Source organism: Limnohabitans sp. MORI2, assembly GCF_027925025.1.
Taxonomy (GTDB): domain Bacteria; phylum Pseudomonadota; class Gammaproteobacteria; order Burkholderiales; family Burkholderiaceae_C; genus Limnohabitans.
In genome coordinates, this window is sequence record NZ_AP027058.1 from 1308533 (window position 1) to 1324446 (window position 15914).

Genomic DNA, 15914 nt, shown 5'->3' on the forward strand with positions numbered 1-15914 from the left:
TTGAATTCAGACGTTTTTGCACGTCTGGGTGCGTGCGTGCGCGCAGTGGCCTTGGGCGTAGGTTTGTTGGCCGCCCAAGCGCAGGCACAAACCCCAGTGGCAGCCACACAATTGCCTAGCGGTGCGCAGGTGACGGCAGGGCAGGCCAGCATCAGTCAATCGGGCAACACGCTCAACGTCAATCAAACCAGCCAACGTGCGGTGGTGGACTGGAACACCTTTAATGTGGGCAAGGACGCCGCGGTCAATTTCCAACAGCCCAACGCCCAAGCCGCCACGCTCAACCGCGTCAACGACACCCAACCTAGCCAAATCTTGGGGCGCATCACCGCGCCAGGCTCGGTGGTGTTGGTCAACCCGCAAGGGGTGTACTTTGGCAAGTCTTCCAGTGTGGATGTGGGTGGTTTAGTGGCCACCACGCACAACACGACCAACCAAGACTTCATGGACGGGCAGCTCAAGTTCAGCCGCAACGGTGCCACGGGCAAGGTCGAAAACGACGGCGAACTCCGCGCCGCGCTGGGCGGCTACATCGCCATGCTCGCGCCTGAGGTCCGCAACAGCGGGGTAATCGTGGCCAACTTGGGCACCGTGGCATTGGCGGCGGGCGAGGCGTTTGAGCTGCAGTTTGATGGCAGTGGGGCTCTGAGCAATGTGCAGGTGACGGCGGCGTCCATCAACACCTTGGTGGAAAACAAAAACGCCATCGTGGCACCCGGTGGCTTGATCATTCTCTCTGCGCAAGCGGCGAGCCGTTTGCAAACAGCGGTCATCAACAACAGTGGACGCATTGAGGCGGTGACACTCGTCAACCGTGCAGGGCGCATTTTGCTAGAGGCGAGCACGGGCATCGTCAACAGTGGCAGCATCTCGGCGGCCAACACCAACAGTCCCATCGCGGGTATCGCATCTAATGCCAGCAGCGTGGACAACACAGCAGCCGATGTGGGCCGCATTCGCATGCGCACCGACACGTTCACGCAAACCTTGACAGGCGTGTTGGATGTCTCTGCCATCGCGGCACAGGCGGGTCATATTGATATCGTGGCAGCGCAAGCCATGGCCATCAGCGGCCGTATTTTTGCCAATGGTGTGGTGAGCAACTCAGCACAAATTGTGGCCAAGGCTTTGGGGGGCACCGTGCGCTTGCAAGCCACACGCCGCATTGACTTGAGCACCGCGGTGTTAGACGCTTCAGGCGCAGACGGCGGTGGCCGCATTTACCTGCAAGGCACCGGCGACTCTGCCCCCGTGGACAACCCCAGTCAACCCATACGCGGCGCAGTGCTGCTGAGCACCAACACTCTGTTGCGTGTGAGTAGCACGCGCGCACACGCGGGCCGAGTGGAAGTGGAAGGCGATGACATCAGCCTAGAGAGCGGCACATTCATTGACGCCACAGGCGCCACACAAGGCGGTACCGTGTTGGTCGGTGGCGATTGGCAAGGCAGTGGCACGCTGCGCCACGCTACCACTGTGAGCATGAGTGCCGACAGCACCATCGACGCCAGTGCCACGGACAGCGGTGATGGTGGCAAGGTGGTGTTGTGGAGTGATGTGCACAGCACGAATTCCGTCACCACTGTCAACGGTACGATTTACGCCAAGGGCGGGGTGAGTGAGGGCGAAGGGGGGCAGGTAGAAACTTCTGGGCACACGCTTTCCGTTAACGACATTTACGTCAATACGGCTTCGGCCTACGGCAGTGCGGGAACTTGGTTGCTAGACCCGTACAACATGGTTATCAACTCTAATGGTACCAACTTCAACTCATCAACAACCTCTGGTACCACCACTTATATGAGCAATGGGCAAACACCCGTTGCGGGAAACAGCTACATCGCCAACACGACCATCCAAACAGCTCTGGCTAGCAACAATGTCACCATCCAAACAGATGCTGGCTACGACATCATCGGCCAAGGCGATGGCACGATTACCTACAGCGGTGGATCAGCTAGAACATTGACCCTCAATTCTGGGCGAAACATCACGCTCGTTTACGACAACTCCACCTACCCAGGCGGCATCAGTGGAACAAATCTGAGCTTGGTACTGCAAGCTAGCGCTAGCGTTTCCACGACTGCATCAATTAATGTCGGTGGGGGCATTTCTGTCACGACCACTGACTTTAGCGGCTCGGGCGCAATCACTGTAGGCTCGGGGCAAAACTTCACTGTCACCCAATCTGGCAATTCGGTGTATGGCGGCGTCATCAGTGGTAGCAACATCACGCTGACCAAGAATGGTGCTGGCAACCTCTCACTAGCAGGTAATAACACATACAGCGGAAGCACCACCGTCAACGGGGGTACTTTAGGTCTCTATACAAACACGGCCGCTGGTTCGAGTACTCTGACGGCGGCTGACGGAACCACTTTGTTATTCGGCCGTGGTGTGACTAACTTTGCTAACAACATGACACTCAACGGCAGTGTCACGTTTGACATAGATACCAACGTGGATTACCTCATTGTTGGCGGCGGCGGTGGCGGCGGCACGCGCCATGGCGGCGGCGGCGGCGCCGGTGGATTCATAGCTGGAACGGTGGATGTTACCGCTGGCAGTTATAGCGTCACCGTTGGAGCCGGCGGTGTTGGAGCGAATGGGGCCACATCCACAGCCCCCACCAACGGAGGGGATAGCTCACTGGGATTTGTTGCCACGACAGCGTATGGCGGTGGTAGCGGTGGTGGCTATTTATGGACTGCAACCAATGGCGCCTCGGGCGGCGGATCTAACTGGGATGGGACATCACCAGGCACAGGTACGGCCGGTCAGGGCAACGCTGGTGGGTGGGGCGTCAGCTGCTCTGGCTGCGATGGTGGCTGGGCCGGTGGTGGTGGTGGTGGTGCAGGTGGCGCAGGTGCAAACGCAACCCGCACGACTTCGAGTAACGCAAGTGCTGGTAATGGCGGTGTGGGCTTGACATCTGGTATCACTGGATCCGTTCTTTACTACGCGGGCGGTGGCGGTGGCGCATTAAGTGACAACGCTTCTGGGAGTGCTGGCTTGGGCGGCGCCGGTGGTGGCGGTAACGGCGGAAAGGCGACCACAGGAACCAATGGCCAAGCCAACACCGGTGGTGGTGGTGGTGCGGGTGGGCATAACAACTCTGGAAACTTTGCAGGTGGTGCAGGTGGTTCCGGTGTGGTGATCGTGCGCTACCTCGGTAGCAGTGCAGGGAGCGGAGGCACCGTGAACTCAGGCTCAGGGACAGCCAGTGGCTATACGTTGCACAGCTTTACCTCGACCGGCTCTAGCACACTCTCACTCAATGCCATTAACGTGGTGCTCAGTGGCAACATCACCGGAGCAGGCGGCATATCGTTCGATGCAACGGGCGGCAAATTCAGTCTCACTGGCACCAACAGTTACGGCAACACCACCATCAGCGCAGGTACTTTGCAGGTCGGTAACGCAGGCACCACGGGCACGTTGGGAACAGGTAGCGTGACCAACAGCGCCACGCTCGTGCTGAATCGCACCAATGCTTACACCCTGGGTAATTCAATTTCAGGCATAGGCAACTTGACACAAATTGGTGCAGGTAGTGTGGCAACCTTGTCGGGTGCAAGCACCTATACAGGCGGCACATCCATTACGGCTGGCACATTGAAACTCGGTGTTTCGTCGGTTGGCGCAGTGGGGTCCATCACCAGCGGAGCGCTAGGAAAAGCCAGCGTTACCGTGGCAAACGGCACGGCCATTGACCTCAATGGTTATAGCTTGCTTAATGGCTTGTCGGTTATTGGAACAGGCGTATCTTCGGGTGGTGTGTTGACCAACTCGTCTGCGGCGGCATCTGCGGCAACGGGGACGATTACCCTCGCTGGAAACAGCACATTCATCAGCACGCCCGGCATCACGTTAGGCACGATCAATGGTGGTGCTTATTCACTCGCCGTTACAGCGGGTACAGGTGCGGGCACCGGTGACATCACCTTCAATGGCCCTGTCACCTTCAGTGGTGAAAACATCAGCACGTTCACCTCGTCGCGCAATATTTACATCAATGCGCCAATCAATGTGAATGGCACCACATCGGCTTCAGGCATTGCATTGAAGTACAACCAATCGGGCGCGGGTGCGGGTGACTATGTCTTTGGCATAGGCACCACTGGTTCAGGCGCCACCTTGGCCGCCAGTTTTAATGGCGCCATTAACTTTGCAACAACAAGTTCGACGTTCACAACACAAAGTTATTTGACGTCGAGGAACTACACCTTAATTAACGCGTTCACGTCCACTGGTGCATCGGGCACAACGCTCTTTTGCGCTACGGCTGCGAACTGTACAACCAGCAACAGTTTGAACTTTGCGTTGATTGGCAACATTGACGCCAGCACGTTCACCACCACAGGGCTAGCTGCTGGCTCCAAGTACGCCAATATGCGCGTGTTGGGCACCAGCAGCGCAGCGTATGCGGGCACGTTCACGGGGTTGGGGCACACCGTCACAGGCTTGAGTTTGTCGGGCTCTGGCAACGTGGGTTTGTTTTACAGCACCAGCGGGACAGCGCAGGTGCGTGATGTGCGTTTGACCAACACCAGCATCACAGGCACGGGCAACAACACCGGTGCGTTGGTGGGTAGCGCAGCCAGTGGGTTGATCATGACCAATGTGATCATGGACGGCACCAGCTCTGTGAGCAATTCAGCCAGCAGCTATGTGGGTGGTTTGATGGGTTCTGCGGGTTCGGGCACGTTGAGCAATATTTATGTACTCACCACCAACGTGACAGGGTCAGGCTATGTAGGCGGCGTGGTGGGTAACGGCAATATGACCGTCACCAATGTGCACAAAGTCGGCAGCATCACAGCTACGGGTGCGAACGTTGGCGGTGCATTTGGTTACATGTCGGGCACCATGAACAACGTGGACTCAGTGGGCAACGTGACCGTCACGGGCAGTAACTACAGTGTGGGTGGTTTGATAGGTGATGCTGGCTCTAGCTCTATCACCAACGCGTTTGCCACAGGGGCGGTGGCAGCTACATCGTCATACCAAGTGGGTGGTTTGTTAGGCGTGAGTGGTAGCGGTACGTTGACCAGTGTGTCTGCTTCGGGTGGCAACGTGTCGGGTACCTACCGTGTGGGTGGCTTGGTGGGTTATGTCACAGGTACTGGCAACATCACCACGGCCAGTGCGGCAGGCAACGTCACAGGCACATCCGATACCGTGGGTGGTTTGGTAGGGTACTACTACAACGGCACCATCACCTCGGCCACGACCAGTGGTGATGTGAGTGGCACATCGTCGGTGGGTGGTTTGGTGGGCTATCAATACGGTACGTCCACCATCAACACGTCGAGCAGTGCAGGCAGTGTGACAGGTACAGCCGCCAATGTGGGTGGTTTGGTGGGTTATACCTACTTAGGTAGCCTGACCATCAATGGCTCTAGTGCCGCCGGCAATATTCAAGGCACCAACCGCGTGGGTGGTTTGCTTGGGGTCATGGACAACGGTTATACGTTGACCGTCAAAACTTCATCCGCACAAGGCACCGTGAACGGAACCAACACATCGGGGCAAGTGGGCGGTTTGATTGGTTATGTTTATGGCACAGCCTATATTTATGGTTCGAATTACAGCGGCGCTGGTGTGACCAGCTTAGGTCCCAATGTGGGTGGTTTAGTGGGTGAAGCCTCTTGGAGCTCAACCATTTACAACTCGTACGTCAACATTGCAGGCAACACTGGGGTGCAAGGCACGTACCAAGTTGGCGGTATGGTGGGTCGTAACGGTGAATCGCTGACGGTCCAATCAAACGGAACGAATACTCCGGCTTATGGGGCTGCCTTGTCGCCGTATTCAACTGCTAAGGTGACGGGCACCACCGCGTCGGGTACGAATGCGTATGTTGGTGGCATCGCGGGCTATGTGGGAACCTACACAACGCTGAGTAACACCAGTGTCACGGCGACATCCATCACAGGTGTCGGTGGCTATGTGGGCGGCTTGGTTGGTGGCACCACAACGGCTGGCTACAGCCACAGCCTCAGCAGTGTGTCGGTGAATGTGCCCACCATCAGTGGCTCGGGTACGAGCAGTTATGTGGCGGGTTTGATGGGCTATGGCGTGTATGTGAGCATCTCAAATGCCACTGTCAACAGCACCAGCATCACAGGCACTGGTAATTACATCGCCGGCATGGTGGGTTACGCCAGCACGGTGGATATCACAAACGGCTCTGTGACCAGCAGCATTTCCAGCACTGGCACCACGGCCAACAAACGCTTCTTTGGTGGTTTGGTGGGCGACGCTTCGTGGAGAGCAACGATTGCCAATTCCTACGCAATAGGCAACATCACAGTGTCAGGCACAGGTTCTGGTACAGCGTTTGTCGGTGGTTTGGTTGGGCGCATGGGCACCAGTGGCAACACGGTAGGTGGTTCCATGCAAAACGCGTATTACGAAGGCGACATCACCACCGATGCCAACGTCGTGAACTATGGTGGTTTGGTGGGCTACTTTGTACCCGGCACCTGGTTCAGCAACAGCTATTACGACATGGGTAACAGCACCATCAATGGCACTGCAGTGTTGACGGTGGGTGGTTTGTACACCAGCCAATATGACGCATGGTCCAAGCAGGGCGGTGCGTCTGTGGTGGTCACACCCACAAGTCGTTTACCACTGTCGATTGTGAGCAGCGGGTTGACGCAAGACGGCACTGGGGCGTATTTGATTTCGTCTGCGGCTGACCTTGACACCATGCTGCCCTTCACACAATCCGCTGCAGGCGGTGCGGTGAATGGCTACACCTTCAAGCTGGCCAACGACATCGGTATGACAGGTGCCACGACGGCCTATTTGCCTTACTTTGGGGCAACAGAGTTCAAGGGCAATACCTACAGCGTGACCAACTTTGCGTACAACCGCGCAGCCACAGCGCACACGGGTTTCTTGGGCGAGGTGTACAAGAGCACGTTGACCGACTTGAAAGTGTCCACCTCGGGGTTGGTGAATGGTTTGGAGTATGTAGGCGCGGCCGTGGGCTCTGCCTATAACGTCATCATTTCGGGTGGCGTGAGCACTTTGTCGGCGGATGTGAGTGGCACCAATTACATCGGTGGTTACGCAGGCTATGTGGGGCAGAGCGTGGTGTACAACACAAGCTCAGCGCAAGTCACGTCGACCACCGCCAAGGTGACCAACATCAACAGCATCAACACAGGCATCATCCCCAGCACGGGTGATTTAGGTGGTTTGGTGGGCTGGGCCGATGGCGTGGCTGCCAGCAATTTGACGAGCAATCTTCCCGTGAGCGGTACCAGCAAAGCGGGGGGCTTGTTTGGGTATTACAACTCTGGCTATGCACCTAACAACGCGAATGTGACAGACAACCTCGGTACTTTGCTCACGGCATCTGGCACGGTATCGGGCACTAGTTATGTGGGTGGTCTGATTGGTCAGTACAGTTTTTCTCCGGGTTCTAGCATCACCACGGATTTGATCAGCTTGAGTTATTCGAGTGCTACTGGCGCGGTCACAGGCAGCAGCACCTATGTGGGTGGTTTGATTGGTTCTGCCAACGGACCCGTATTTGACAACCTGTGGGCATCGGGGGCCGTGACGCAAAGTGCAAGTAACAACGTGGGCGGGTTGATCGGCAGCTTGGGCACGTTTTACAACTCATGGACTGGTACTTATTACGGTGGCAAGCTCACCAACTCTCGCGCAACGGGTAATGTGGCTGGTAGTGGCAGCGGTTATGCGGGTGGCTTGGTGGGCAACAGTTCTGGCAACAGCATTGCCAACAGCTATGCCACGGGTAATGTGACAGCTGTTGGAATCTATGCCGGTGGTTTGGTGGGGTACAGCACCACGCCGATCAGCAGCTCTTATGCCTCGGGCAATGTAACGAACTCGTCTAGTCAAACCGGTGGTTTGGTCGGTTATTCGGGGGCGGCCATTTCAAATTCATATGCCACAGGCGCAGTCAGTGGCACAGGCTATTACTCAGATAGAACGGGTGGCTTGGTGGGTAACTCCGGTGGCACGGTGACCACTAGCAATGCCAGTGGCAATGTGACGGTGACAAGCGCAGGTACAGCGGCGTATTACACCGGTGGTTTGATTGGTTACTCGACCAACACGGTCACAGACTCATTTGCCACAGGTGCGGTAAGTGTGGCAGGGTCGACTGCGCACAGCATTGGCGGCTTGATTGGTTATGTGTCTGGCGGCAACGTGGTGAACTCGTACGCCTCAGGTTCTGTGAGTGGCACAGGTGCCTCGTCTTACTACGTGGGTGGCTTGATTGGTAACTTAAACAGCGCCACGGTGTCTGACTCCACGTACATCACGGGCACGGTGTCGGGTATTTCAGCGGTGGGCGGTTTGGTGGGGGCAACCAACAACACCGCCATCATCAAAGGTTCTTACACCACACGCCCTGTGACGGGCACATATGACTTTGTGGGTGGTTTGGTGGGTAAGTTAGCGGGCACCATTCAAGCAAGTGATTTTGCTGTCGGCGCGATTCCCGCGAACGGCACCAAGTACGCATATGCAACAGGTGCGGTCACGGGGCGCTACGACGTGGGCGGGTTGGTGGGGCGTGCGGATACGACGGCAAGCATTAACAACGCCTATTCAACAGGTGCTGTGACTGCTGACTACAACTATGGCGGTTTGGTGGGCTTTGTCACACCTGGCGCTAGCTTGGCGAACGCACACTACAACATTGATGCGGTGTCGATCACAGGCCTCACGCCTGCTAGCCCCAGCACACGTGTGGCTGTCACGAGTCTCATCACCACAGGTGGTTTGTTTGGCGCACAGTACACCGATTGGTTCACACCTGCACTGGATGGTTTGGCTGCAAGCAATACGACCAAGTTGGCGAGCTACTTTGGGGGTCCCGATGCGAGTGGCTATTACAGCCTGACGTCCTCCTCCGACGTGAAAAACTATTTGGGCTACTCCGATCAAATCACATTGAAGTTCAAACTGGCCAACGACATCACGATGGATGCGGGTGTGTTTGTGCCGTATGTCTCGGGTTACTTGGATGCCACTGGCAAGACCATTACCAATTTGACGTTGAGTCAGTACACGTCGAACTTAGGTTTCATTGGCTACCTCAATGGCCGTACCGTCACAACTGCGCTGGACCGTTTGACCATGAGCAATGCCTCGGTGTTGGGTAAGTTGAACATCGGTACCGAGGTGGGTACTTCGTATTTGCGTGCCATCACCAATGCCAGCGCAGCTGGTTCGGTGACGGGCAGTGACATCACTTACACCCCAGATCCTGGTGATACGGTTTCTGGCAGTGGCTCTAATGCGGGCTATAGCAACGTCGGCGGCGTGGTGGGCTTGATCAACGCGAGTAGCAGCACCACCAACGCATTGAACTTAGACGCCTCGAGTGTGACTGTCTCAGGCGGTACGCATGTGGGCGGCATTGTGGGCCGGTTGAACACGGGCACCCTGACCAACTCGACGTCTTCTGGTGCCGTGACAGGTGCAAACCAAGTGGGTGGTTTGGCAGGGCGTGTGTATTTAGGTGCGGTGACAGGCTCTAGCTCGACCAGCGCTGTGACAGGCACGGTCAACTACACCGGTGGCTTGGTGGGTTATCTTGAAAGTACGTCGTCGATTTTGAACACCAGTTCGCACACAACAGGCTTGGTCAAAGGTGTGTCGTATGTCGGTGGATTGATTGGTCAGTCTGAAGGAGCTGTGGGTGTGGCCGTGGTGTCCAACACGCCCACCTACACAACCTTTGTGACGAGCAATTTAGAGGCCTCTGGCAGCTACGTGGGTGGTTTGATTGGTAATGCCAGCAACGGTTCTGTCACGAACTCATCTGTGTCGGGCACGGTCACGGGCTGGGGTGGAATTTATGGCGGCAGCTATTTCGGCGGCCTGATTGGGCAGTCATCCGCGACGACAAGCTGGAACAAATACGTTGGCACGTTGGTCAAGGGCAGCTCGTACACCGGAGGCTTGATTGGTATCAACTACGCGGCTGTGAGCAACTCGTTTAGTACGGGTGAGGTTCAGAGTAACTCAGGCAACGTGGGTGGATTGGTTGGTTGGACCAACTCAACCATCACGGGCACAACCGCAACCACAGGCAGCACCACCTACGCCACAGGCAATGTGACGGGGGGTGATTCAACAGGTGGTTTGTTGGGTTATTCCAGTAATAGCTCGAACGCGGTGGTGTCTTATGCCTACGCAACCGGTAACGTGACTGGTACCTCTAACGTTGGTGGCTTGGTGGGCTACTTGTATTACTACGGCGGCATCAACAACGCGACAGCGTATGGCAATGTGACAGGGACGTCTAACAACGTGGGTGGTTTGGCCGGGTATTCGTACTACAACACCATCAACGCCACAGCAGCCAATGGCACGGTGTCAGGTGCGACATATGTAGGCGGATTGATAGGTTATGTCTACTCGACCTCAACGATATCCAATTCGACGGCCAATAATTTGGTGACCGGCTCGTATGGCGTGCGTGGCACTGGTAACCAAGTGGGCGGCTTGGTGGGCTATCTCGGTAGTTCTACCGTCACAGGATCAACGGTCAACACTGTGGTGTTGGGTTCGGGTGTGGATGTGGGCGGCTTCATCGGACAAATGAGCGGGAGCACCGTGAACACATCGGGCGCATCGGGCTCGGTGACGGGGGCAGGCAGTGTGGGCGGCTTTGTCGGAACAATGTACAACAGCAGCAACATCGCGTCGTCTTATGGCAACAGCAAAGTGATTAGCACAGGGGCGAATGCCGGTGGCTTTGTAGGGTACTTCAATGCATCGGGCAACATCACTAACTCACGTGCTGCAGGCGCAGTCAGTGGCACGATGTATGTGGGAGGTTTTGTTGGCTTGCTGACGTACAACGGTGGCATTTCGACGAGCTATGCCACGGGCATGGTCACTGCCACGGGTGACGGTGCAGGCGGCTTTTTAGGCTACTCTAACGACACAACTTACACCCGCACGCTTCAAGACTTTTATGCCACAGGCGCTGTCACCGGCACGACCAATGTGGGTGGTTTGGTGGGCTATGCCGCGCGTGGCACGTTCAGCTACGGCTACTCCACAGGCATGGTGAGCTCGACCAGCAACGCCACCTCTGTCGGCGCCTCGTTTGGTGGCGTGGGCACAGGCACCACGGTAACAGGCACGGCACCTAACCAAGTGACCACGTACTGGGTGATTCGCAACAACCTGTATTACGACAGCACCACCTCGGGCATGAGCACCGATACAGCCGGTGTGGGTGGTACGGGGCCTGCCACAGGCTTGGCAACGTCATCGTTGCTAGGGGCTTTGCCACATGCCAACTTCGCAACGGCCACATGGGGCACGGGTACAGATTTGTACCCCTACCTCAAAGCGATTTACGGTAGCTCAGCGCCGCAAGCCATTTGGGGCTATGCCTATTTGGCAGATGGCACCACCAAGGCCGTGAAGGCACAAGTGGGTGTTTATGGCGGTGGCTATTTGCTCAACGGCGGCACGATGACCACAGGGGCGAACGGTTTCTTCTACGAGTTGCTGGCCAACACAGCGGGCAGCCCTTTGTTTGCCGACTCCAAGTTGGTGATTGGCACCAGCACGAAGTTGGCCAACACCTTGAGCTTAGTGGGCAGCCCCACCGTGGTTGGTATGGCCTACAGCGACACACAGGTGTTAACGAACAACAACTTGGTGATTGATGGTTCAGGCATTGGCTTGGGCAAGGTGATGCAAGGCCTCACCAAGCTGCGCACCGCGGATGCGAGCATGACGGCATTGAACACCAGCATGGACAACACCATGGGTGCGATTGCAGGCACCAACAACCGCGCCGTGTTTTCATCGACGCTGCCCACCAATTCATCGTTGGACCTGACCAGCACCGTGGCCGCGTTTGATCTCAACACCGCATTGAACTACGGCAAGACCACTGCCAGCAATGCCGGTTTGATGACCTTCAATGGTTTGAGCAGCAACGGCACCACATTCACACTTTCAGGCGGCACTTACACCAGCAACTTGAGCCAAACTTACAACGGTTTGGTGGCGTTGGGTGCCAACGCCACGCTGACGGGCACACAAATCACCACCGCATCGACTGTGGCTGGCTCGGCCAACCGCTACAACTTGACGGTGAATGGCCCACTCACCACGGGCGGATCGATGACTAATTTGGGGGTGTTCAACATGAACGGGCTTGCGACGCTCGGAGGCACGCAAGTCACCTCAGGCGGCGCTCAGATCTACAGCGGCAATGTGGTGATGCAAGACAGCGGCAGCTCGTTTGGCTTTAACAGCACCTTGGGTGGCACGGGTGCTGCCATGAGCTTTACCGGCACACTGACATCACCCACCACCAAAGTCCTGACCTTGAATGCAGGCACCACAGGTGATGTGACCTTGGCCACAGCATTGGCCAACACAGCGACCTACACCGATGTGACAGTGATCGGCGCGAACCTGAGCTTGCAAGCCATCGCCACCACCAACAGCTTGACACTCAATCCCACGGTGGCTGGCACTGTGGGCCTCATCTCTGGTGCTAGCAGCACGCTCACCAAAGGTGCTGCAGGCGTAATGAATCTGACCGCTGCCAACACCTACGGCGGCAACACCACCATCACGGCAGGTATCTTGAAACTCACAGGTTCTGGCAGCTTGGGCGCTGGCACGTACGCAGGCAACATGGCCATCAGCTCGGGGGCGCAATTGCAAGACAGCTCCAGCACCGCACAAACCTTGAGCGGCATCATCAGCGGCGCCGGCCAGGTGGTGAAAGACACCTCCACTAGCGTGCTGACCTTGTCAGGGCTCAACACTTGGAGCGGTAACTTGACGGTGAACACCGGCACAGTGGTGGTGACGCAAAACAATGGTTTGGGTAACAACGCAGGCACGACCACGGTGGCCAGCGGTGCGGTGTTGGATTTGCAGAACGCCGCGATTGGCAATGAAACCCTCAACCTCAATGGCGGTACCTTGCGGGTGTCGACAGGCTCTAGCAGCTTGTCTGGCGCTGTGAACTTGGGGGCAGCCAGTACCTTAGCTGTCTCTGGTACAGGGTTGACTTTGTCGGGTCTTGTGGATGACAACAGCTATGGCCTCACCGTCAGCGGTGCGGGTGGCGTGACTTTGAGCAATGCCAACAACACCGTGAATACGCTGTTGAGCACCGGCACCATTGGCACTTTGAACATGAAAAACAGTGTGGCCTTGGATGTCGGCGCCATCAGCGCCACAGGCAATGTGACGATAGCCAACACAGCCAATCTGACCTTGATGAGCGGGCAGGGCATCAGCACCACCTCGGGCAATATCGTGTTGGCCGGTGCGAAGTTCTACAACCGTGCGGGTGCAAGTGCGCTGAGCGTGAGCAATGGCCATACTTGGCAGGTGTGGAGTGCCAACAGCATTCCACTGGAAACCGAAGCCAATGGCGGCGATGAAAACGGCGGCTTGGCCAACAACTATGTGCAGTACGGCGCCACCTACGGCAGCAATGCCGTGCTAGGCACGGGCAACGGTTTGCTCTACACCTATGCGCCCATCTTGACGGGCTCCTTGGTAGGAACTTTGACCAAGCCCTATGACGGCACAGACAGTGTCGTCATTCAACCCAGCAACATCGCAGTCTCAGGTTTGCTGCCAGGTGATGTGCTGACTGTGACGCAAACCACCAATAGCCACTACACCTCTGCAGGTAGCGCTTCCACCATTGTGGGTGTGGGCACAGGCAAAACAGTGTCTGTGAACGGTGTGATCGTGACCGCTTACAACGCGCAAAGTCAAAAAACGATTTATGGCTACGCCTTTAGCTCCCCGACACTGACAGGCACTGGTGACATCACCTTGGCACCCATCACCGTCAATATGTCTAAAAACTACGATGGCAATGTGTCATTCAACAGCGCGACCAACACGTACACCATCGGCGGTATCGTGGCGGGCGATGTGGTGACGTTGACCGGTGGCGCCACCGTGAGCAGCCCGAATGCGACGACGTATCACACACTGGCCAGCAACACCTTTGGTATCACCAGCGACAAATACACCCTGACGGGCGCAACCTACAACATGACGGTGAACAAGATGCCACTGGTGGTGTCGGTGCGTGCCACCTACAGCGGCAGCACGAGCTTGGTACCCACCTCGGTCACTGTGAGTGGGTTGGTGAATGGTGAAACCATGGTGCCCACGGCGGTGGTGGCGCAATCTGCCAATGTGTCGAGCAATGGCAACAACTTCATGACGGCCATCACAGCCTCCACAGGCACGGCTGACTTCAACAACTACAGCATCACCGTCGCTAACTCACCTGTGACGATTGATCGCAAGGTGGTGACTTTGAGCGGCACGTTGACGGCCAGCAAAACTTATGACGGCAACACAGCGGCTTCGGTGTTGACCACCGGCGTGACACCGAGCACGGTGTTTGGTAGCGACGATGTGACGGTGAGCGCGATTGCAGGCACCTACGACTCGGTGAATGTGTCCAACAGCCGCGTGGTCACCGTGACGGGTGTGACGCTTTCAGGCACCACCGCCAACAACTATGTGTGGGACACCAACTCGGGCCAAACCGCAGCAGGCACGATTGTTCAATTGCCTTCGACCACGTATGTGGGCGCAGCAGGTGGCAACTGGAGCAACCCTGCCAACTGGGCCGTCACGGGTAACCTGACTCAAACTGGTGTGTTGCCTAACTTGAGCAACGTGGCCTTGGCCATCATTCCAAGTGGTAGCAGTGTGGTGGCTGATGCGGCCAGCACGGCCTATACCGGCAAGATCCAAATTGCAGGTACGGTGCGTGCCGCGAGCGACAGCTACTTGGGCGCGACACCTGCAAGCACCACGGCAGACTTGATCACCCTCGACGGTGGCACTTTGAATGCGACCAATTCATTCACGCTCAACACCAACCGCGGCATTACCCTTACCAGCAACGGCGGCACATTCCAAGTGGATGCCTCGAAGAGCTTGAACTACGAAGGTGTGTTGCAAGGCATGGGTGGTTTGACCAAGTCGGGCAATGGCACCATGGTCATCTCAGGCGCGAACAGCTACACCAGCACGGCGGTGACCGCAGGCACCTTGCAAGTGGGCAATGGCGGTACATCAGGCTCTCTGGGCACGGGTGCTGTCAATGTCAGCGGCACTTTGGCTTTTAACCGCACAGACGATGTGACGGTCAGCAATGACATCTCAGGCACGGGCGGCCTGCAACAAATGGGTACTAACACCCTCACGCTCACAGGTTCGCAAACCTACACCGGCAGCACCAACACCGGCACCGTGGGTAGCCAACTGATTTACGTCAACAACACAGTCCCCACCACCTCAGGCTTTACGGGTAGTGGTGCGGTGGCTATTCAGCCAGTGGCCAATGCCAGTTTTGGCGCTGCATTGAACACCAGCAGCTACACCTGGGCCAACACCTTGTCTGGCGTCACACTGGGCCACGCCGCGAACACTGCCAACATCACGCTCGGCGCCGACATCAGCGTGGCAGGCCCTGTGCGCATCTATGGCGGTGCCTTAGCGCTCAACGCCAACTTGACCACCACCGATGCCACCACGGGAAATGTGTGGCTGAGTGGCAGCAGCGTGAACGGTAACTACAACATTACGATCGCGGATGACCGTGCATTGACCATCAACCAGACTGGCACCGGCAAGTTATCCGGTGTCATTTTCGGCACAAGAGCATCTTTAGTAAAACAAGGTACAGGCACCTTAGTGTTGACAGGCGCAAATACGTTTACAGGCGCTACAACCATTGACGCTGGCGTATTGCAATTGGGTGATGGAGGCGCTACTGGCTCGTTGACAACCTCGGGAGTAACGACGAACGGTACTTTGCGCTTTAACTTGGGTGTAGATAGCACCATCAGTTACAACATCAGTGGTACGGGTGGCGTTGAGGTGAT

Annotated in this window: 1 protein-coding gene (cut by a window edge); it reads left to right on the plus strand. The window is 56.7% G+C overall.

Features of this window, described 5'->3' with window-relative positions; all coding sequences use genetic code 11:
• Positions 1-15914: the 5' end (the start) of a filamentous hemagglutinin N-terminal domain-containing protein gene (locus tag QMG27_RS06345; protein WP_281814474.1), read on the plus strand. The gene runs 18052 nt beyond the window's last position; only the first 15914 of its 33966 coding nucleotides appear in the window; it begins with the start codon at positions 1-3; its stop codon lies off the right edge, out of view.